This is a genomic window from Gluconobacter sp. P5H9_a, from assembly GCF_018812085.1.
In the GTDB taxonomy this organism is placed as follows: Bacteria; Pseudomonadota; Alphaproteobacteria; order Acetobacterales; family Acetobacteraceae; genus Gluconobacter.
On the sequence record NZ_JACRVW010000001.1, the window covers coordinates 295,282 to 315,648 of the forward strand.

At 57.1% G+C, this 20,367-nt stretch carries 17 protein-coding genes; 12 read left to right on the forward strand and 5 right to left on the reverse strand.

Annotated elements, in window-relative coordinates; genetic code table 11:
* Window positions 1-13: 13 nt before the first annotated feature.
* From KP708_RS01320 to hrpB, 4 genes are all read left to right on the forward strand, one after another.
* Entirely contained in the window at window positions 14-364 is a 351-nt protein-coding gene (locus tag KP708_RS01320; RefSeq protein WP_064275635.1) for a response regulator, read from the forward strand.
* Between the two features lie 65 nt (window positions 365-429).
* A complete protein-coding gene (locus KP708_RS01325) occupies window positions 430-969 on the forward strand; it encodes an adenine phosphoribosyltransferase (protein WP_215750114.1) in 540 nt (179 codons plus the stop codon).
* Between the two features lie 9 nt (window positions 970-978).
* A complete protein-coding gene (locus KP708_RS01330; RefSeq protein WP_202207045.1) occupies window positions 979-1,794 on the forward strand; it encodes an NADPH-dependent oxidoreductase in 816 nt (271 codons plus the stop codon).
* 138 nt (window positions 1,795-1,932) lie between these two features.
* Window positions 1,933-4,419: an ATP-dependent helicase HrpB gene (gene hrpB / locus KP708_RS01335; RefSeq protein WP_215750116.1), complete on the forward strand. Its 2,487-nt coding sequence runs from the start codon at window positions 1,933-1,935 to the stop codon at window positions 4,417-4,419.
* A 6-nt stretch (window positions 4,420-4,425) separates the two neighbouring features.
* Here the strand turns inward: hrpB and KP708_RS01340 are convergent, their stop codons facing one another.
* Together KP708_RS01340 and KP708_RS01345 are read right to left on the reverse strand one after the other, a co-directional pair.
* A complete protein-coding gene (locus KP708_RS01340; protein WP_215749928.1) occupies window positions 4,426-5,469 on the reverse strand; it encodes a nucleoside hydrolase in 1,044 nt (347 codons plus the stop codon).
* Window positions 5,470-5,537: 68 nt separating this feature from the next.
* Entirely contained in the window at window positions 5,538-5,945 is a 408-nt protein-coding gene (locus tag KP708_RS01345) for a DoxX family protein (protein ID WP_211515766.1), read from the reverse strand.
* A 221-nt stretch (window positions 5,946-6,166) separates the two neighbouring features.
* Here KP708_RS01345 and KP708_RS01350 point away from each other — a divergent pair, with 221 nt between their 5' ends.
* The 7 genes from KP708_RS01350 to KP708_RS01380 all read left to right on the forward strand — a co-directional run bounded on the left by KP708_RS01350 (window position 6,167) and on the right by KP708_RS01380 (window position 12,026).
* A complete protein-coding gene (locus KP708_RS01350; protein ID WP_215749931.1) occupies window positions 6,167-7,411 on the forward strand; it encodes a S1C family serine protease in 1,245 nt (414 codons plus the stop codon).
* Window positions 7,412-7,501: 90 nt separating this feature from the next.
* Window positions 7,502-8,182, forward strand: coding sequence for a response regulator transcription factor (locus KP708_RS01355; RefSeq protein ID WP_046900612.1), 681 nt, complete (start codon window positions 7,502-7,504; stop codon window positions 8,180-8,182).
* A 3-nt stretch (window positions 8,183-8,185) separates the two neighbouring features.
* On the forward strand, window positions 8,186-9,598 hold the full coding sequence (locus KP708_RS01360; RefSeq protein ID WP_215749932.1) for a HAMP domain-containing sensor histidine kinase: 1,413 nt from the start codon (window positions 8,186-8,188) through the stop codon (window positions 9,596-9,598).
* Between the two features lie 58 nt (window positions 9,599-9,656).
* Window positions 9,657-10,007 (forward strand): hypothetical protein, encoded by a 351-nt coding sequence (locus tag KP708_RS01365; protein ID WP_215749935.1) that lies wholly within the window; start codon window positions 9,657-9,659, stop codon window positions 10,005-10,007.
* The gene (locus tag KP708_RS01370) at window positions 10,004-10,705 is read left to right on the forward strand and encodes an SIMPL domain-containing protein (protein ID WP_215749937.1); all 702 of its coding nucleotides are present in this window, start codon (window positions 10,004-10,006) and stop codon (window positions 10,703-10,705) included. Before KP708_RS01365 ends, KP708_RS01370 begins: the two co-directional genes overlap by 4 nt.
* A gap of 1 nt (window position 10,706) precedes the next feature.
* Entirely contained in the window at window positions 10,707-11,063 is a 357-nt protein-coding gene (locus KP708_RS01375) for a thiol-disulfide oxidoreductase DCC family protein (RefSeq protein WP_215749939.1), read from the forward strand.
* A gap of 87 nt (window positions 11,064-11,150) precedes the next feature.
* The gene (locus KP708_RS01380) at window positions 11,151-12,026 is read left to right on the forward strand and encodes a hypothetical protein (RefSeq protein ID WP_215749941.1); all 876 of its coding nucleotides are present in this window, start codon (window positions 11,151-11,153) and stop codon (window positions 12,024-12,026) included.
* Window positions 12,027-12,033: 7 nt separating this feature from the next.
* On the opposite strand, the gene putA is transcribed toward KP708_RS01380, so the two are convergent.
* On the reverse strand, window positions 12,034-15,690 hold the full coding sequence (gene putA, locus KP708_RS01385; RefSeq protein WP_215749943.1) for a bifunctional proline dehydrogenase/L-glutamate gamma-semialdehyde dehydrogenase PutA: 3,657 nt from the start codon (window positions 15,688-15,690) through the stop codon (window positions 12,034-12,036).
* A gap of 349 nt (window positions 15,691-16,039) precedes the next feature.
* Between putA and KP708_RS01390 the strand changes: the two genes are divergently transcribed.
* A complete protein-coding gene (locus KP708_RS01390; RefSeq protein ID WP_215749945.1) occupies window positions 16,040-17,587 on the forward strand; it encodes a tetratricopeptide repeat protein in 1,548 nt (515 codons plus the stop codon).
* 82 nt (window positions 17,588-17,669) lie between these two features.
* Here KP708_RS01390 and infC read toward each other — a convergent pair whose 3' ends face one another.
* A complete protein-coding gene (gene infC / locus KP708_RS01395; protein ID WP_046900620.1) occupies window positions 17,670-18,191 on the reverse strand; it encodes a translation initiation factor IF-3 in 522 nt (173 codons plus the stop codon).
* A 161-nt stretch (window positions 18,192-18,352) separates the two neighbouring features.
* Window positions 18,353-20,290: a threonine--tRNA ligase gene (gene thrS / locus KP708_RS01400; RefSeq protein ID WP_215749947.1), complete on the reverse strand. Its 1,938-nt coding sequence runs from the start codon at window positions 20,288-20,290 to the stop codon at window positions 18,353-18,355.
* Between the last annotated feature and the right edge of the window lie 77 nt (window positions 20,291-20,367).

The following is a 20,367-nucleotide window of genomic DNA, read 5'->3' on the forward strand; positions in this document are numbered from 1 at the left end:
GGAGTTGAGAGTGATGCAGGTACTTCTTGTTGAAGACGATGTGGCCGTGGCCCTTGTGGTGAAGACGGTTCTGACGCGGGAAGGATGGGACGTTCATCTGGTTGAGGATGCTGAAAGTGCCTTGGCGTGGGACGGGTCGGCAGACCTGCTGGTGACGGACTACAATCTTCCAGGTGTGCTCAATGGCCTGCTCCTTGCCCGGAAACTGCGGGAGCAGAATGCCAGCCTTGCCGTTGTTCTCATGTCAGGAGACTTTGAGGAGGGACAACTCATGGGAGAAAGCGTGGCGGTTTTGCCCAAGCCGTTTCGCAGGAATGCACTGCTTGAAGCCATCGATCAGGCCCGGAACGCAATCCGGGCTTGAGTTAAAGGGGAAGAGTCCCCTACATGGCCCGCTGTTTGCCATGCCCAGAAGAAAGCAGTGCCGCCATGTCGTTTCAGGAACCCCAGCCGCTCAACCTCAAGAACTACATCCGTGAGGTTCCCGATTTTCCGAAGCCGGGCATCCTGTTTTACGATATTTCCACGCTGATCCGCTCTGCCGAAGCCTGGCAGGTTGCTACGGGCCGTCTGGCACGTATCATCTCTGCCTGGCAGCCGGACCTGCTGGCTGGCATCGAAAGCCGCGGCTTCCTGACAGCAGCTCCTCTGGCACAGCGCCTCGGCTGCGGCTTCACCATGTTGCGCAAGCCGGGCAAGCTGCCGGGCGAGACGATTTCCCTGAAATACGGCCTCGAATACGGTGAAGACGAACTCCATATCCAGGTAGACGCCATCAAGCCGGGTCAGCGCGTTGTCGTGCTTGATGACCTTCTGGCTACGGGTGGCACACTTGCTGCGTCCATCGACCTGTTGCGTAAGGTTGGGGCAGAAGTTGTGGGTGCAAGCGTGCTGATCGAGCTTGCAGGTCTCAAGGGACGTGACAAACTGGACGTTCCGCTGAACGCACTCATCACTTACGAAGACTGAGGAACCACCATGTCCGGCATTTCTTCCCTGTGGCAGACCCGCTATCGCACTGACGCCCCAAAAGACCTGCCGGACAATCCGGTTCTCCAGACTCTTCTGAAACACCATTCTGTCCGGGCCTATCTCCCGGATGCGCTGCCTCCCGGAACGCTGGAAGCTGGAATCGCGGCATCCTCTTCTGCGGCAACGTCTAGTAATCTGCAGGTATGGTCCGTTGTTGCGGTCGAAAATCCGGAGACGCGGGCAAAGCTTGCCGAACTCTGCGGTAATCAGAAGCATATCGAAGTTGCACCGTTGTTTCTGGCCTGGATCGTCGATCTGGCGCGTCTGGAACGGATTGCGGAACGGGCAGGCAAGGGTAGTGAAGCGCTGGATTATGAGGAAATCTTCCTCATGAGCACGCTGGATGTCGGTATTGCTGCCCAGAATGCTGTGACGGCGTTCGAGTCCATGGGGCTTGGGACTGTTTACATCGGTGGTCTGCGGAATCATCCGGAAGACGTTGCCAAGCTGCTCAACCTGCCGCCCAAAACCGTTGCAGTTGTTGGTCTCTGTGTGGGACGTCCTGATCCGTCGGCTCAGAACGGTTACAAGCCGCGTCTGGGGCAGGATGTCGTGGTGCACCGTGAACGCTACACTTCCGCAAATGAAGCCGAAGGTGTCGCAGCTTATGACCGCGTTGCCGATGCCTATCAGCAGGAGCAGGGCCTTGCACCGCGAGCATGGTCTGAAACCGTGGCAAGTCGTGTGGATAGCTACCATGGGTTGAGCGGCCGCCATGTCATGAAAGCTGTGCTCAACCGGCTTGGGTTTGCTCTGAAATAAGATGGTGGTGACGGAAGCTGGACGTGGACGCTTGCACATCTGAGCACCCATTGAAGAGAGTCGGGTTTTGAGACATCTGTCTCCAATTACGCTCAGTGTTGCTGTTCCACGTCGAGCCCCTAATTCCGGAGTTTTGTCCTGAGCGATTTCCTTTCTTCGGACCTTCCGGTTGCGGCTGTTCTTCCTGATCTTCTGAAAACATTAGAGCAACAGCCGAATGCTGTTCTCGTTGCTCCTCCCGGTGCGGGTAAGACAACCCTGACGCCACTGGCGCTGCTTGAGGCATCATGGCTTGGGGGGCAGAAAATCATTCTGGTCGAACCTCGTCGTGTTGCTGTGCGAGGGGCCGCGGCACGGATGGCCTCCACGCTGGGAGAGCGACCGGGTGAAACTGTAGGCTTTCGTACGCGCACCGACAGTGCAGTCTCAGGCCGAACGCGTATTGAAGTTGTGACGGAAGGGTTGCTTGTACGACGCCTGTTAGCAGACCCAACATTGGATGGGGTTGGTGCTGTTCTGTTTGATGAGGTGCATGAGCGCTCGCTGGATCTGGATGCGGCTTTGGGGTTCTGTCTGGACCTCCAGCGTGAACTCAGGCCGGATCTTCGCATCCTGGCTATGTCTGCAACGCCTGATGGGCGCGCGTTTACAGATCTTATGAAGGCCACCCTGATCGAGAGTGAAGGCCGACAGTATCCCATCGATATACGCCACACCCGGGATGTAATGCACCCGCGTGACCTGCCAGAGGCTTGCGCACGCGCTATCCGGCAGGCTTTTACAGAGGAAGAGGGCGATATTCTTGCGTTCCTTCCCGGCGTTGGGGAAATTCGCCGAACACAGGCTCTGCTTGGAGATGCTGTTCCTGTTTTTCTTCTTCATGGAGAACAGACGACAGAAGATCAGGATCGCGCGATTGCGCCCTCCGACAGACGGCGTGTTGTGCTGGCAACCTCCATTGCCGAGACTTCCGTGACGGTTTCCGGGGTTCGGATTGTTGTCGATGGTGGTCTGCGCCGGGCACCACGTCTGGATTCCAACACAGGGCTATCTAGACTGGAAACACTGAAGATTTCGCGTGCAACGGCCACTCAGCGCGCGGGGCGTGCCGGGCGTCAGTCTCCTGGTGTCGCGATCCGTCTGTGGTCCGAGGCGACGCAACGCTCTTTGCGGCCACAGGACGCGCCCGAAATCCTTGTTGCGGATTTAACGGACTTCGCTCTCGTGACGGCAGCCTGGCAGGACGTCATGGGAACAGCGCCCGACATGTTGCCACTCCTTGATGCGCCTCCTGCCGGAGTGCTTGCGGGTGGGCGTGAGTTGTTGCGTGACTTGGGTGCCCTGAATGAAGCCGACCAGATTACCGCTCTTGGAAAACGGATGGTGGGGCTCGGAACTCACCCGCGTCTTGCGGCCATGCTCTGTGCGGCGAAAAACATTCCAGAGCGTGTGACGGCAGCCTGCCTGGCCGCGCTTATGGAAGAGCGTGATCCTTTGCGCCCCAGACCGAATATGCCTTCCGGGGCATCTGCGGGAGCGGACATCCGCACACGTCTGGCTTTGTTTGAGCGGGATGATCCACGAGCGGACAGGGCCAGCCTGTTCCATATGCGTCAGGCGGCGAAGCGCTTTCTGCGTCGCATGGGTGGCAAAGACCTTCCACTAAGCCCGATGCCGTCTCATGCAGGGCCGCTTCTGGCCGCCGGTTTTCCTGATCGTGTGGCTCAGGCTGCGGGAGAAATTGGACGATTTCGGCTTGCCGGCGGCGGGAGTGCCCGTGTGCAGGCTAATGATGGTCTTGCGCGGGAAAAGCTTTTGGCTGCCGCAGCTTTTCACACGCGGACTTCGACGGAAATCACGCTTGCGGCGCCTCTGGACGCAGAAAATTTACCCCAGACGCTTCTGGATCGAACAACCGAGCAGGTTGAAACCAGTCTGGATGGGGCGTCAGGTCGGATCATCGCGCGACGCAGGCTGCGTCTGGGTGCGTTGATCCTGCGTGATCGCAATACGGAAGTGACGTTTGAGGAGGCACAGGCACTTCTTCTACAGCAAATCGCGGCTGATCTTGCCCGTGCTCTGAACTGGTCTGACCCGGCGTTTCAGTTCCAGGCCCGTGTGGCGCATGCACGCGCGACCTACGCGCCTCATCTGCCGGACCTGTCGATGGCTGCTCTTGCTGATGATCTGGCATGGCTGGAGCCATATCTCGCAGGCTGCGATCGTCTGACTCAGGTGAAAGCTCTCGATCTTCTGTCCATTCTTCGGGCCCGTATGGACTATAGCGACCTTTCCGCACTTGATCGAAAGCTGCCGCCTCGCCTGACGCTCAAAGCCAGCACCCACGACATTGATTATACCGGGGCCGTGCCAACAGTGTCTGCACGAGCACAGGCATTCTATGGCACGGTCGGAACGCCGTTGCTCGCTGATGGCGCCGTGCCGCTTCAGTGTGCATTGCTCTCACCAGCTGGCCGTCCACAGGCCATTACTGCTGATCTTGCCGGTTTCTGGAAAGGGAGCTGGTCAGATATGCGCAAGGACATGCGCGGGCGCTACCCAAGGCATGACTGGCCAGAAGATCCGGCAACGGCTGAACCGCCAAAGCCACGTCCCAAACGCTAGGTTCCATCAGGCCACCTGGAAAACTGCCTTACGGAACAGGGAACGCACGCCCTCGGCGTCCACCTCCGTGCAGATCTGAACATATGGGCGATTGTCCCAGTCTCCGGATGGATAAACCCGACCGTCTGCTTTCTGAACAGATTCACCACGGGTAACGCCTTCCGTCGAGACGCGAACGGCACCTTTCTGGGTTTTGAACAATTCCGGCGCAATCACGTACGCTGCGGCAGAGGCATCGTTGACATAAATGCCGTCCAGACCAAGTCCTCGATGAAACGTCATGTAGACCCGCGTGATATCCCACAGGAAACGGCCTGACTGGCCTCCATGCTGGCGCAGGTTTTCGAAGTAGGCGTCTGTCATCAGAGTTTGTGTCGTGACATCGAGCCCTACGATTGTCACAGGCCAAGGAGCGGCACAGATCTCATCGGCAGCTCGGGGGTCCCCATGGAAATTGGCTTCCGCCGCGGGTGTCACATTTCCCCGTGCATCGTGATGCCCGAATGCGCCGCCCATCAGCACAACATCCTTCACCAGACTGGCAATGTCTGGCGCCTTGCGCAGAGCAAGCGCGAGATTTGTCATGTGTCCTGTCGCGACGAGAGTGATCTCGTGTGGGTTGGCGCGCACCAGATCAATGATGAGATCATGCGCGGGGCGAGGATCGAGTTTTTTGTGGACTGTCGAGAGAGGAATATCTCCCAGAGCGTTTCGTCCATGAATGGTGACAGGAGGGGACGACGTCACACCATCCAGAGACGCGCCCTGGCCTTTTGAAACCGGGACATGGATCCGGAAGCGTTCGGCCAGATAGAGTGCATTGCGTGTTGTGGTGTCGATCAACCCATTGCCGGCCGCAGTCGTAATGCCCATCAGCTCGATGTTTGGCGTGCCATGCAGCAAGAGAAGCGCCATTGCGTCATCGATGCCGGGATCTGTATCGAAAATGACTTTTCGTTGGGCAGGTGCAGCGAGGGTCATATTCGGGAGCAGAGACAAGGATGCAAACCCGGCGGACTGAGCGAGCAGGGAGCGACGGGACATGCGCATGACAGGTTATTCCTTGAGAAAACGAAGTTACCGTTACCATCAAGGAATGACCTGTCTGCGGCAAGCTTTTAGCGGAGCCTGATTGCGAAGCGTCCTGGACCAGCGGCGGCAAGAGCGAGCAGGCCCCCTGCAATGCTGATGTTCTTATAGAAATGGATCATCATGTCGTAGCGGAGCATTCCGGACATCGTCCAGAAATGATGGCCGATCAGCCCTGTCACGATGGTGTAGAGGGCAAGAACAATCGCGATGGGCTCCACTAAAATCCCGCCCAGCAAAGCCAGTCCTGCCCCCAGTTCCACGACGATAGCGAGGATGGCTGACAGGGTTGGAACAGGCGCGCCGGTTTGAACCATGTAAGAGACTGCTGCGGGGAAGTCCGCGAGTTTGCCCCATCCCATGACGAGGAAGAGACCGGCGAGCAATACGCGACCTGTGAGAAGAAGGGCATCGCGAGGCAGAAGATTGGTGAGCATCGGGAAAATCTTTCGAAGCAGAAGAACTGCCTAGAAAGTATGAAAAGTAGATATTTTAAAAAATAGAAATGATGGAATGGTATGATTTCCAAAATGATTATTATCGGGTTTTTACATTTCCCTCCGGCGTGGCAGGAAACCCCTGTCTGCGGCTTCTTTTAGGAGCTTTGACGGTTTTGTGTTAGCAGCTGAAACATGACGATGTTCGTGACCTGTTTCCCATGAATCGCTCTTTTCAGGCCGCTGCAATCGGGGCCGGAACAGCGACTGTCGTGACAGTAGGCCTGATGCTGGCATTGCGTCTGCACAGCCACGGAGAGCAACACGCTCCCACATCTCAGCCTGCTACAACGACCATTCAACAGCAGGCCGTCAAACCGCTTTCGTCCGTTAGTCCGGACAGCCATCTGGCAGGAGAAAGCACGGACGCACACGGGATTCCGACGCAGCCGCCGGTTCCGGCCGCGGCACCGGCACTTCCTCCCTTGTTGGTTAAATACGGTCCTCTGAGTTTTGCGCCGCTTGTGCGTCAGGTCATTCCGGCCGTTGTGAACATTGCCATTACCCAGAGCAGCCCGGACGGGCATGATCACGTTCCCCCGCAAATCAAGGGAACCCCGCTGGAGAAGCGCTATCATGACCGCATGAAGCGCCAGCAGGACGAAATGGTTGGAGCAGGCTCGGGCTTCATCGTGGATGCGACCGGAATCATTGTGACTAACCGGCACGTTGTCGGTGGAGCGGACAAGGTGGTCGTCTCCCTTTCCAACGGTCATGAAATGCCGGCACGCCTTCTGGGAGCTGACCCGCTGACGGATATTGCCGTCATCAAGGTCGATAGTCCTGAGCCGCTGCCGCACGTCACCTGGGGCGACAGCCGCCAGACGGATATCGGAGACTGGATTCTGGTGGCAGGGAACCCGTTCGGGTTTGGTTCGTCCGTGACGGCGGGCATCGTCTCTGCCGTAGGGCGTGACTTGGGGATCGGCTCTCTGGACGATTTCATTCAGCTCGACGCCCCCATTAATCCAGGGAATTCTGGCGGTCCGGCCTTCAATATGCGGGGACAGGTTGTGGCGGTGAATGCTGCCATCGTGACGCCTGCTGGGGGCTCCGTAGGCATTGGCTTCGGTATTCCGTCCGAAATCGTCGCCCCGATCGTGGCTGAAATCGAAGCAACTGGACATGTCGAGCACGGCTGGCTCGGTATTACTCTTGATGACGGGGACACGGACGTCGGTATTGCGGGTGTCGATAACGGTGGACCGGCCCAGAAAAGCGGTCTGCGCCGTGGCGACATCGTGCGGCAGGTAGATGGAGCGCCCGTCATCAGCGCCCGTATGCTGTTGCGAAGCATCGCTGCGGCTAGACCGGGCATGGTTCTGAATTTTGGCGTCAGGCGTGGCGGCACGGACCTGACGCTTCCCGTTCATATCGGACCACGCCCCAAGAATGCGGATAACTGATCGAGCCTCCACTTTGACCCGTGGACACAAGCCGGTATTCTGAGGCCCTGATACGGCGCCCAGTCGCCCGGAAGGAAGAGAGTAAAATCAATGCGTATCCTGCTCGTTGAGGACGATTCCACAGTCCGCGCCTTTGTGCTCAAGGGATTGCGTGAAGCCGGGCACGTCGTGGATGAGGCGGATAACGGCAAGGATGGTCTGTTTCTGGCTGTCAGTGAAAATTATGACGTTGTGATCCTGGACCGCATGCTGCCCGGCGGGATTGACGGCCTGCGCATTCTGGAAACGCTGCGTGGACAGCAGAATGCGACGCCGGTTCTGTTGCTGTCCGCTCTGGCAGATGTTGATGAACGCGTGGCTGGCCTGAAGGCCGGTGGCGATGACTACATGACCAAGCCATTTGCCTTCTCAGAGCTTCTGGCCCGGATTGAGGCGCTCGGCCGCCGTGGTCGGCCTGAATCTGCTCCTCAGACACGTTTGACTGTGGGCGACCTGGAGATGGATCTGCTTTCCCGGACTGTGAAGCGCGGGAACGAGAAGATTGATCTTCAGCCCCGCGAATTTCGTCTGCTGGAATTTCTGATTCGTCATGCGGGGCAGGTCGTCACGCGGACCATGCTGCTGGAGCGCGTGTGGGACTATCATTTTGACCCACAGACTAACGTGATTGACGTGCACGTCTCACGCCTGCGCCAGAAAGTGGACAAGCCGTTTGCAACGCCCCTCATCCATACGATCCGTAACGCCGGATATATCCTGCGCGCGGACTGACCTGTGAAAATCTGGCGCGGGTTCCGCCGTCTGGGGAAGCGTTTGCGCTGGCCGATCCGGTCTGCAGGGCTGAATTTTGCGCTCGCCTACGGGTTGGTGTTCATCATTTCTGCGGGCGTATTCCTGTCGTTCATCTGGTGGAACACGACTGGCCAGCTTGACCGTCAGGTCGAAGCTGCCGTGCAGGTGGATGCTCACGATCTGGCACAACGCTGGGTTCATGGTGGCCCGGCAGCTCTGGCGCTCGCCATTCAGGACCGACTGGATCAGAACGTCGAGGATGACGAGCTGTATTTGCTCGTTGGGCCTGACGGTCGCAAATATGCTGGAAATCTACCGGGCTGGCCTGTGGTCATCACCCAGATGGATGAGTTTTATGAACTCTCCATCCGCCGCGATGGTTTTCGCACTCAAGCCAAGATGCACGCCTTTCCGCTGTCGGAAGGCTTTCGCCTGATTGTTGGGCGGGATGTTCGCGGCCGTCAGGTCGTCCGGCACGTTCTGACCGATACGCTTATCTGGGCCTGGGTCATGGTGTCGCTGCTGGCGGCGGGTGGGACGCTCGCCATTCGGCGGATTTTCCGGCAGGTCGTGCGCTCCATTGCCCGCACGACGTCTGCTGTGGCGCAGGGAGACCTCAGTCGTCGTATACCGCTGACCGGCAATGAAACCGATCTTGTCGCTCAGACGGTCAACACCATGCTCGAACGTATCAACCGTTTGATGGATGGCGTGCGGCAGGTCTCGAATGCCATTGCCCATGACCTGAGAACACCCATTGCACGAGCACGCGCGCGTCTGGAAGATGCGAGCCTGACTGCCACGTCTGAAGACGAGCTCCGTGCGGCGATTGATCGTGCCGTTCTGGATCTGGACCATGTGACGTCCATTTTCGAAGCTCTTCTGCGTATCGCCCAACTTGAAGCGGGCGCGCAGCGGGCGGCGTTTACAGTGCTGGACATTCCGCCTTTGCTGGAAGGTCTGAGCGAGCTTTATGAAGCATCCATGGAAGATGCTGGCCTGAAACTCGATTTCCGGATCGGGGCATTGGCGCGGGTCAATGGAGACCCGCATCTTCTCCAGCAGGCCGTTGCCAATCTTCTGGATAACGCCATCAAGTTTGCGCCGGAGAACACGACAATCACACTTGCCGCTGTGATGCAGAAAGGGCGTGTTGCCATCAGTGTCTCGGATCAGGGGCCAGGTATGAGCGAACAGGATATGGCCCGTGCTTCAGAGCGGTTTTTCCGCGCCGAAACAGCACGAAACACTCCAGGCGCAGGGCTGGGCCTTTCGTTGGTGCAGGCTGTCGTTCAATTGCACGGTGGAACTATGGAGCTTGCTGCTGGAAAGCCAGGGCTACGGGTAACGCTGCTTCTGCCCGCCATTCAGAATACAAAGACCCTCACCGCATGACGGAAGTTTCATTCCTCCCTCACACGTGGCTTAGGTGAGACCATGTAAAGAAGGCCGAATGCGTCTTCTGCCTCCAATGTCTGTCTGTCTTCTGGGTCTGGTGGGAAGCCTCGCGGCTGCCCCCGTTGGGCATACGCCATCGCAGAATGCGCCTGCCCGACCTGTTAGCGGGAAAGAAGAGGGCGTCATTTCCGTGACCTCTGACAGTGCGGAATACTGCACGCAGCTTACACAAAATGTGGACCATCTTCTGGCGACGCCACATGGCATTCCTGTAGGAGCCATGGATGATGCGCGCCGCCTGCGCACAGAGGGCGATACACTCTGCAAGCATCACCATTTGCGCGCAGGGATCGCAAGGCTGCGTCGTGCGTTGGTGCTTCTGGAACATAGTGAGGAGCATTCATGAAGCGTCTTTTCCGTCTGGCCACGCCGCTAGCTGTCCTGTCTCTGGCGATTTTCTGTCAGGCACGGGCAGCGGAACCCCAGACAACTGGAACAGAGCTTGATTTTACAGTCACGGGTGAAGCCCATGCAGCGCCAACGCTTCTGACGGTACGTCTTTTCGGGCGGGCGGAGAGTGCCTCTGCAATTGAGGCTCAGAAAGCCCTGAATGCCCATATGGCGGAAGCCATGAAAACGGCATCCGGGCTCTCAGGGATTGAAGCTCAGGCTGGCAGTTATTCCCTGTCAGACCAGACGCCGGAACACGGCCCAACGCGCTGGACCGCTCGTCAGGATCTGAGTTTGAGCGGTAAGGATGCTGTGTCGCTTCTTGCTCTGTCAGGCAAGTTGCAAAGTCATGGCCTGATGATGGATGGGCTGGACTGGTCTTTGGACTCCGAAACACGGGAAACGCTCCTGCGTCAGGCCCGCACTCAGGCGCTTCAGAAAGTTCGCCAGGAAGCTGAAGAAAGTGCCAAAACGCTCGGCTTGCATGTGGTCCGGTTGAAGCAGATCCGTGTGTCCTCCATAGAGCCAGGGCCACGTCCCGTTATGCTGATGGCGGCCCGGGCTGCCAGCGATTCGTTCACACCGCCACAAGGCACTCCGCAGGAACAAACTCTTCGCGTCACAGTGAGTGTTGAAGCCGAACTGGCTCCCTGACATGTCACGTTTGACGGTCTGGCATGATGGAAATTGTCCTTTATGCCAGCGGGAAATCGCCCTTATGCGTCGGCTCGACTGGCGCGGGAACATTGATTTCATTGATGCTTCTGGCGACATTACGGATTGCCCGCTGGATCGGGAGGCCTTGCTCGCCCGGTTTCATGCCAGAGAGGGCGAGCAGCTTTATGACGGTGCGGCCGCTTTTGCGGCCATGTGGCGTGCCATCCCAATTCTCCAGCCTTTGGGAGAAATTGCCCGTTACCCGCTAGTGCTTAAAGGCCTGGAGGCCCTGTATGGGCAGTTTTTGAAGGTGCGGCCCGTACTCCAGCGGCTGGTTCGCAAGGCCAGCCGATAAGATAACCTTCATTTTTTATTCGAAATAGTTGTGTAAATAGAAAAGTTCAGACATGTTTTGACATGAAGCGTTGTGAAGGGCTGTTTCATGAAAGTCTGGATGCCTCTTATTGCCGCATTGTTTGCCTTCGCGCCCTCTCTTCACGCTCAGGAGAAACTGGTCGTACAGGGTTACTCTGCCGATCAGACCCGACATGCCGTGGAAGAAATCGTTCAGCCTGCCAGTGGTCGTCAGATTGCTCGTTGGGACCGAAGGGTCTGTTCGCAGTTCATTGGTTTTCCAGCCGGGGTGGAAGAGAATTTTCAGACCCATCTGGCGGAGCGTTTTGCGAAATATGGTGTTCACCTGCGGGCGAATTGCAGGATACCCCGTCTTTTCATTCTCGCGACTGTCCATGAAGATGATCTCATTTCCCATATTCTGGATCGTGATCCCTATCTCATGCAGGGTCTCGACACATCGCCCGTCTTTAATGACAACATTCGTCTTCCGTCTCCACGCGTGAAGAAAGCCCTGCAGGAAAGTTATCCTGTTCGCTGGTTTGCGGATGTCGGGATTGAGGACACTTACCACATGCCCATGCATGTTGGTCCCACACTTATGGCCCCAGCTTATGTACATGAGCCGTTAATGACGTCTTTCCTCGGATCACAGACGGTCGAAACGATCAAGTATATGGCTGTGACGGTAGATCTTTCGAAGATGGATGGCGTCTCATGGCCGTCTCTTTACGAGTATGTCTCCATGATCGCTCTCACAAATCCGGCGCTTAAGGATTACGACACCACCGAGAGCATTCTGGGCAGCTTCGTACAGAAGAAGCAGCCACAGCAGGGTAGTTTTTCCATGACCAACCTGGATGACGCGATTGTTCATCAGGTCTATTCCCTGGACCCTGCTGAAGATGGCCGCTCAGAGACGCAGAAAATTACGTGGGACGTTACGGCCAGTCTTCATCACTGAAGTGCTTTCAGGACAGAGCCATCGTGGTCAGATCGCCGCAAAGGGCAGCTGTATTAACGGTCACGACGTGCTCTTCCAGAAGCCATTCGGGGCGCAGACAATCCAACACATGAATGGGAACAATGCGCCCTTCGCGTGCTGTCAGGGTTGAGGCAGCCTGCAGCGCGCGGGGGGAGTGTCTTTCCATGATCATGACAGCACATTCCGGCAAGGCCCCTGGATCAACGCGCTGGATACGGTCGGCCAAACCGGGAGAGAGGCGCTGCATCCAGTCCAGTGCATGATCTGGGCCAAGAACCAGAGCAGGGTTGCCGGTTCCCAGAGCCATACCGACAGCCCTGAGAATGGCAGGCCAGCTTTCACCTGCGCAGAGTACCGGGCCACAGGGCTTGAGTGTCAGTGTGTTGGTCTCTCCAGCGGGGCCGGGCAGTGTCATTGAGAAGCCCGTCATGGCATGCGCAATATCCTGTCGGATCTGGCGGGCTGAGACGGCATCCCGGCTTTCAAGAAACGTCACCAAACTCTGCGCATGGCGCGGGATACTACCCGGATTTGCATCTTTAGGCGCAAACCATGGGGATGTGCTGGCACTCATGCGGCGGAGGGCAAAAGGACCGCCTGCCTTGGGGCCACAACCGGAAAGTCCGGACCCACCAAAAGGTTGTGAGCCAATAACTGCCCCTGTTATGGCCCGATTGACGTAGATGTTCCCCGCCTGAATGCGGTTAGTCGTGCGATCCACTGTCATGGCGACACGCGAATGAACGCCAAAAGTCAGGCCGTACCCCATGGAGTTTACAGCGTCGATCACGCCGTCCATTTCGTTGCGATTGAAGCGACGCACATGCAGGACCGGCCCGAACACTTCATGCGGAATATCGGCAACGCGGCCGATTTCAATCAGCGTCGGGGGAAGGAAATGGCCGTATCGACAGTTTTCACCCAGTTCGGGGGACCAGACCGTTCGGCCTGCCCGACGCATCATTTCAATATGATCCATCGCTTCTGTCCGGGCTTCCGGAGAAATAATTGGCCCGATATCCGTTGAAAGGCGTGCCGGATTCCCAATAGCCAGATCCTGAATTGCGCCCTTCAGAAGCTCAAGAACATGGTCTGCACAGTCTTCTTGGATCAACAGGATACGAAGAGACGAACAGCGTTGCCCCGCACGGTCAAAAGCAGAGCTCAGAATATCCTGCACGACCTGTTCTGCATGCGCGGAGCTATCGACCAGCATTGCATTCTGTCCACCCGTGCGCGCCACAAGAGGAACAGGTGTGCCCGTGCGCCCCTGCCGATCAAAGATCTGGCGTGAAACGGCTTTGCCAACGGGCGTTGAGCCGGTGAACATCACGGCATCGACCCGGTGATCAGCTACCAGACGCTCTCCCACCGATCCGTCGCCGGGTAAAAGGTGCAGAACTTCAGGTGGAATCCCAGCATCATGCAGAAGCTGAACGGTGCGGCTTGCAATAAACGGGGTTTGCTCGGCTGGCTTGGCCAGAACAACGTTTCCCGCGGCAAGAGAGACGGAAATCTGTTGCACGAACGCCGCCAGTGGGCTGCTCCAGGGGCTGATACACGCAACAAGGCCGAGCGGTGAGGCCTGCAAATGATAATCTCGCCCTTGCAGGCGTTCCGCATCATGGCGAAGAATACTGACGGCCTCACGGACTTCATCCTGAGCAGCTGGAAGGGTCTTTCCAGCTTCCCGTACCAGAAGCGCCATTAGCTCAATCCGGTGGGCCTCAATCAGATCAGCAGCTTTCCCCAGACAGGCAATCCGCACTTCAGGGCTGCTGCCTGCCCAACTGGCAAGCGCACGCTCCGCTGTCTCCAGTGCAGACAGCAGTGTCTTTCCATCAGTCTCGACAACGTCTCCGATCGGGTCATGTCGGTCTGCGGGGTTGTAGAGCAGACGGGAGCGGTCGTGCTGACTGGTGACACCCGGCGTCAGAGCTCGGGCGTGGAGGAAGGGCGCATCTCCATCAAGGGTTTCATGGAGGACACGAAGTGTCAGCTCGTTGAAAAGATCCAGACCTGCCGCGTTGCGTCGCCCAGGCTGGAAAATATCTGACGGTGCACGAACCGCACGATTAGGGCGCTCGGTTCTCAGAATGGCGCGTGTTGCCTCGACGGGGTCAGCCGTTAACGCTTCGATCGTAATGGCCGGATCTTCGTCGCGGCTGACAACAAGCGAGGCAGCTCCATTTTCCAGTAGCTGTCTGACGAAACTGGGCATGAGTGCCGCGACTTCTCCAATGGGAGCATGAACCCGGCAGGGCAGGTTCATGCCCTGTTGGTTTCGCAGATGCTGCGCGAGAGCCAGCCCCAGCCCATGCAGGCATGCGAACTCAAAATCTCCCGGCCGAACCTGCCCTGCGAGCGCCAGAATATGACCAATAGTCCGCGGGTTATGGGTGGCAAACTGCGGGTAGGTGGCATCCAGCGATTCAAGAAGCTGTCGTGCGCAGGCGAGATAACTCACATCCGTGTGGCAACGGCGCGTGAAAACAGGGAAGTCAGCCAGTCCGGTTTTCTGGGCTTGTCGAATTTCCGAATTCCAGCAGGAGCCTTTGACCAGTCTGACAAGAACGCGGCGCCCGGTGCGCCGTCCCAGATCAATAAGAAAATCTACGACAGCTGAAGCACGACGATCATAGGTCTGGACGGTCATGCCAAGCCCGTTCCAGTTCCCCAGTTCAGGCAACACACAGAGAGCCTCAAGCAGATCCAGCGTCAGCTCAAGATGTGTGCTGTCTTCGCTGGAGAGCAGGATGCCGACATCCAGTTGCCGTGCCCGGATGGTAAGCCTTTGCAGGATCGGCAACAGCTCTGTCATGATCCGCTCGCGTCTGAAACGGCTGAATCGCGCGCTCAATGCGGGCAGACGTACATACAGCATCGGGCGGTCATGAAAGTCGCCGGTGATGCCCGCGTGTTGGCTGATATCTTCCAGTGCGTCTTCATAGACGGTAAGGGCATCGAGGGCTTGATGAGCCGTCAGAGCGGTGTTGACCTGCGGATCATATGCATATGTCAGCCCGTATTTTTCTGCAGGGGCGGACAGTCTCAGAGCCTGAGCCAGCGTAGAGCCCAGAATGAATCCGTTCCCTACGGCACGAATAGCTTTTTCCAGACTGCGACGAACCATGGGAGTAGATGTCTGAAGGGTTAGCCGACGAAGGCTGAACCCCTTGCTCTGGTTGAAACGTCCTGCAAGGGACAGGTTCAACGCAATCGAGTTCACAACCGACACACGGCGTTTACTGATATGCCGTCCCCAGTCGGTAGCTCCCACGAGAGAACGGATCAGCGCATCCTGAGTCGCAGAATCCGGAATGCGCAGGAGTGCCTCTTCCAGAGCCAGAACAGATTGCCCTTCAGGTGAAGACAGAGGGAATGCCTGCAAAAGGCTCCCCACAATATCGGGCGAGGAGTCTCGTGCGGCCTCAGCAAGGCCGTGGGCTATTCTGGTAGCTTGACGATCCTGCTCAGGTGTCAGGTCAGCACGCGGCAGCAGCGCGTCCACACATTCCGCCTCGGGGCGGTAGTGAGCAGCGGAAACAGCGTTACGGAGCGGTGAGCGTGGTGCGCGTGAGAGTAGAAATTCCGCAAATGGCGCGGCGGGGCGTGAAGCCGGGTTCGTCGTCGGATGGGTCATGGAGTCCATTCCAGGCGGGTTAAAGCCCGGGGAGGCCTTGAAAACAAAATAGAAAGCGCTCTTAGCGCAACATCGTAGCCAAGACACCCAATGATTGATCTGAAATCGGATTTATTTCTGATCACAGCCTCTTTTTCAAACGCCCATAAGATGCACTGAGAGGCTCATTTTATAAATATTGGAAATATTTTCGGACTTGTAATGTCCAATTTTAAAAGAGAATTTCTTTTAAATTATTAATTTATTTCATTCGTATCAAAGATATGGTCTCAGAAACGATGTGATGAACGAATGGAGTTTGAGGAATTCTTAAGAATTTCCTCTTACAGACAAAGGACGAGGAGTCGGAATGACCACACTTTCCCCCAGCCCCTGTCTGCTTACACGTCGTACCTTCACAGAATATTTGCGAGTAGCAGTCGGCCTGGAAGAAGTGGGGCAGCGTGAGAGTGCTATCGACGTTCTGCGAGAGGCAGAAACGCTTTTGCCAGAAAGGCCTGAGAGCATTTTTCTTCTTGGTGGCGTTTATGAGCGTCTTGAGTGCTGGGAAAGGGCATCCCTGTTCTATGGCAAAGCCCTCGAAGCAAGGCCTCATGCGGCAAGGGTCTGGCATCGACTGGGCATTGCCCTGCTGCATCAGGATGATCTGGGAGGGTCTATCAAAGCCCTGGACACTGCCGTGCAGCAGGACCCGGCTATTCCTGAATACGCTACCGACCTGAGTATGGTTCTGTCACGCGATGGACAGTTTGAAGCGGCGCTGGGTTTCGCACAGTCTGCTTTGAAAATGCAACCGGATGATGCAAACGCTCTCAATAACGCCGGGCATATTCTCCAATGTTTGAACCGCTCTGCAGAAGCCTTGCAGTTCTACGATGCTGCGCTTCAACGGTCTCCTGATCATCCCGTTATCCGTTTCGGCCGTGCGACGGCTTTGCTGAAATCGGGTGATTTTCTTTTAGGATGGCAGGAATACGAAAGTCGTTGGCTCTCTTCGAGAACAGTCAGGGCTGATATCGACGCGCCAGTCTGGGAAGGGGAATCCCTGAAGGGATGCACCATTCTTGTTCATCACGAACAGGGATATGGAGACACTCTGCATTTCATCCGCCTGATGCCGATACTGGCCCAGAGGGGGGCAGAAGTTGTGGTGCAGGTTCCAGTTCCATTGGTACGACTGGTTCAGCGTGTAGCGGGCGTATCCCGGGTAGTCTCGGTTCTCGATCCTGCCGACAGCTTCGACTATCATTGCCCGATGCTGAGCCTTCCCGTGAGGCTCGGACTGACGGCAGAGTTTGTTGGACAGTTTCCCTATCTGTCTGTGTCAGAAGAAGACATGACAACTCAGGGAGGCAAGCTCAGCGCCCAGGTTCAAGGTTCCTGCCAGCCTCCGGATTTTATCGTCGGGCTTGTCTGGAGCGGAGATCCAAGACCTCATGATCTGCGTGCAACGCAGACGGATCGCCGCCGCAGCATGTCGCTGGAGACATTGAGGCCTTTGTTTTCAGTAAAAGGCGTGCGTTTCGTAAGTTTCCAAATCGGAGCAGCCCGCCATCAAGTTGCTGAAACCGGACTACCACTGGTTGATGGGACGGAAAATATTCTCGATTTCGCTGATACCGCTGCCAGACTCTCAGGTGTGGATCTTCTGATTACGGTGGATACGTCCATGGCTCATCTGGCGGGTGGGCTGTGTAAACCCGTCTGGATGCTGTCACGCTCTGATGCTTGCTGGCGTTGGGGAGATGCAGGAACTCAGACCACCTGGTATCCGGATATGCGAATTTTCCGTCAGCCTGTGGCAGGAGATTGGGGGAGTGTGGTTGACGATGTCCGGCTCACTCTTGTCCAGCTCATGGATTTGTATCGCGGCTATCAGCATGAGTCCGGCGAATAGGCGAGCTCCAAGACTAAAGGCATAAAAAAAGCAGCCTTCCGAAGAAGGCTGCTTTTCCTGTGGATCGCGTAGGAACCCGGTTTTAGCGCGGAGCTATAACCATGAGCATCTGACGGTTTTCCATACGGGGCATCTGCTCAACCTTGGCCTTTTCTTCGACCTCGATGCGGATGCGCTCCATCATCTTTGCACCCAACTCCTGGTGAGCCATTTCACGGCCCTTGAAGCGAAGGGATACCTTTACCTTGTCGCCGTCATCCAGGAACGAGTTGATGGCCTTGAGCTTCGTCTGGAAGTCATGCTCGCCCGTGCCGGGACGAACCTTCACTTCCTTGATCTCAACGACCTTCTGCTTCTTGCGGGCTTCGTTCTTCTTCTTCTGCTGCTCGTACTTGAACTTGCCGTAGTCCAAAATCTTCACAACAGGGGGAACAGCGGTCGGGCTGATTTCCAGGAGGTCAAGGCCAACCGAGAAAGCACGCATCAGAGCATCCCGGGTCGTCATGACGCCTTGCATTTCGCCTTCTTCGTCAATCAGACGAACCTGCGGAACACGGATTTCCTCGTTGACGCGCGGCCCCTCACGTGTGGGCGCGGCCTGCATCGGCGGTCTAGCTATGGTCAGCTCCTGTCGTAATTTTCATACAAGGACCAGCCCCGACCCGAACGCCCGCGCCTCGTCAAAGAGGGGCGGGTTTCGATCTTTGCCGATCCCATTCCTTTTGCACATAGTCCTGCGCCCTTCCGGGCGCAAGGGTATTACGCTCAATCCTTCGAAAACCGGGCAATATCAGGTGGGGTGGCCTCGGCTGTGAGAGTTTTTACAGCTTCTTCGAGTCCCAGGATTTCCTGATTGGCGCCGCCAAGGCGACGCATCGCCACTTTGCGCTCTTCTGCTTCACGGCGTCCAACCACCAGAATAACGGGAACGCGCGCAAGGCTGTGTTCGCGGATCTTGGCGTTAATCTTGTCGTTGCGAACGTCGGTTACAACCTGAAGCCCGGCTGCCTTCAGTTCGGCAGCAACCTCATTGGCGTAATCAGCAGCATCGGAGACGATGGACGCCACCACAACCTGCGTCGGTGCCAGCCAGAGCGGGAACTTGCCAGCATACTGCTCGATCAAAATGCCGATGAAGCGCTCGAAGCTGCCCAGAATGGCGCGGTGCAGCATGACCGGGCGATGACGCTGGCTGTCTTCACCAATATAGGACGCATCCAGACGTTCCGGCAGTACATAGTCCACCTGAAGCGTACCGCACTGCCAGTCACGCCCGATGGCATCCGTTAGAACGAACTCCAGCTTCGGGCCATAGAAGGCGCCTTCGCCAGGGTTGTACTCGTACTCAACACCAGCGATTTCACAGGCCGTCTTGAGCGAGCCTTCGGCCCGATCCCAGACTTCGTCAGAGCCGGCGCGCGTCTCCGGACGGTCCGAAAACTTCACGCGGAAGCTCTCGAAGCCCAGATCCGTATAAACCTCGGCCAACATCCTCACGAACTTTGCGGTTTCATCCGCAATCTGATCGTCCGTGCAGAAGATATGAGCATCATCCTGCGTGAAGCCACGAACGCGCATGATGCCATGCAGCGAGCCGGACGGCTCATAACGATGGCACGCGCCGAACTCTGCCATACGCAACGGCAGTTCACGGTAAGACCGCAGGCCATGGCGGAAGATCTGCACATGGCACGGGCAGTTCATCGGTTTCAGGGCGAGGGTTTTGTCCTCATCCTCGACCTGCGCGATGAACATGTTCTCGCGGTACTTGTCCCAGTGACCAGAGGCTTCCCAGAGTGCACGGTCCACAAGCTGTGGCGTGCGGACTTCTTCGTAACCATTCCGGGACTGTGCGCGGCGCATGTAGTCCTGAAGGACCGTGTACAGACGCCAGCCCTTGTGGTGCCAGAAGATCTGCCCGACGGCTTCTTCCTGAATGTGGAAGAGGTCCATCTCGCGGCCAATGCGGCGATGATCGCGCTTCTCGGCTTCTTCCAGACGCATCAGATGAGCGTCCAGTTCCTTCTTGTCGCGCCAGGCTGTGCCGTAAATGCGGGTCAGCATGGGGTTGCGATGGTCACCACGCCAGTAAGCACCGGCCACGCGCATAAGCTTGAAGGCCGTGCCAACGTCTGCTGTGCCGCGAAGATGCGGGCCGCGGCAGAGATCGAGCCATTCGCCCTGACGGTAGATCGAAATCTGCTCGCTTTCAGGCAGATCGCGGATCAGTTCGGCCTTGAAGTCCTCACCCTTCTCTTCGAAGAAGCGAATGGCTTCGTCCCGGTCCCACACTTCACGGGTGAAAGGGGCATTGGCAGCAACAATTTCGCGCATCCTGGCTTCGATGGCTTCGAAGTCATCCGGCGTGAACGGCTTCTCGCGGGAGAAGTCGTAATAGAAGCCGTCCTTGATGCTCGGACCGATCGTGACCTGCGTTTCCGGCCAGAGCGACTGCACGGCTTCTGCCAGAACATGCGCCGCATCATGGCGGATCATCTCAAGTGAGGCATCGTCCTTCTTGGTGACGAACTTGACGGCCGCATCGTCCGTAATCTCGGTTGAAAGATCGACGAGCTTGCCGTTCACCTCCATGGCCAGGGCAGCTTTTGCCAGCCCCGGACCGATGGAGGCCGCGATAGTCGTGCCCGTCACGGTCCCGTCGAACGTGCGGACGCTTCCGTCGGGGAGTGTGATGGCGGGCATGGGATCGCTCCTCTGCGATTGCTCCCGGCAGCCCTCTGCCGGGAAAAAGACACGCGTAAATGGCCCCAATCGGGGAT

Coding starts and splice junctions, on each gene's coding strand:
- putA (WP_215749943.1), bottom strand. CDS start 15,690: ATGACCCATCCGACGACGAACCCGGCTTCACGCCCCGCCGCGCCATTT.
- KP708_RS01340 (WP_215749928.1), bottom strand. CDS start 5,469: ATGCGCATGTCCCGTCGCTCCCTGCTCGCTCAGTCCGCCGGGTTTGCA.
- KP708_RS01380 (WP_215749941.1), top strand. CDS start 11,151: ATGAAAGTCTGGATGCCTCTTATTGCCGCATTGTTTGCCTTCGCGCCC.
- KP708_RS01355 (WP_046900612.1), top strand. CDS start 7,502: ATGCGTATCCTGCTCGTTGAGGACGATTCCACAGTCCGCGCCTTTGTG.
- KP708_RS01370 (WP_215749937.1), top strand. CDS start 10,004: ATGAAGCGTCTTTTCCGTCTGGCCACGCCGCTAGCTGTCCTGTCTCTG.
- KP708_RS01365 (WP_215749935.1), top strand. CDS start 9,657: ATGCGTCTTCTGCCTCCAATGTCTGTCTGTCTTCTGGGTCTGGTGGGA.
- KP708_RS01330 (WP_202207045.1), top strand. CDS start 979: ATGTCCGGCATTTCTTCCCTGTGGCAGACCCGCTATCGCACTGACGCC.
- KP708_RS01350 (WP_215749931.1), top strand. CDS start 6,167: ATGAATCGCTCTTTTCAGGCCGCTGCAATCGGGGCCGGAACAGCGACT.
- KP708_RS01390 (WP_215749945.1), top strand. CDS start 16,040: ATGACCACACTTTCCCCCAGCCCCTGTCTGCTTACACGTCGTACCTTC.
- KP708_RS01375 (WP_215749939.1), top strand. CDS start 10,707: ATGTCACGTTTGACGGTCTGGCATGATGGAAATTGTCCTTTATGCCAG.
- KP708_RS01320 (WP_064275635.1), top strand. CDS start 14: ATGCAGGTACTTCTTGTTGAAGACGATGTGGCCGTGGCCCTTGTGGTG.
- infC (WP_046900620.1), bottom strand. CDS start 18,191: ATGCAGGCCGCGCCCACACGTGAGGGGCCGCGCGTCAACGAGGAAATC.
- KP708_RS01325 (WP_215750114.1), top strand. CDS start 430: ATGTCGTTTCAGGAACCCCAGCCGCTCAACCTCAAGAACTACATCCGT.
- KP708_RS01345 (WP_211515766.1), bottom strand. CDS start 5,945: ATGCTCACCAATCTTCTGCCTCGCGATGCCCTTCTTCTCACAGGTCGC.
- thrS (WP_215749947.1), bottom strand. CDS start 20,290: ATGCCCGCCATCACACTCCCCGACGGAAGCGTCCGCACGTTCGACGGG.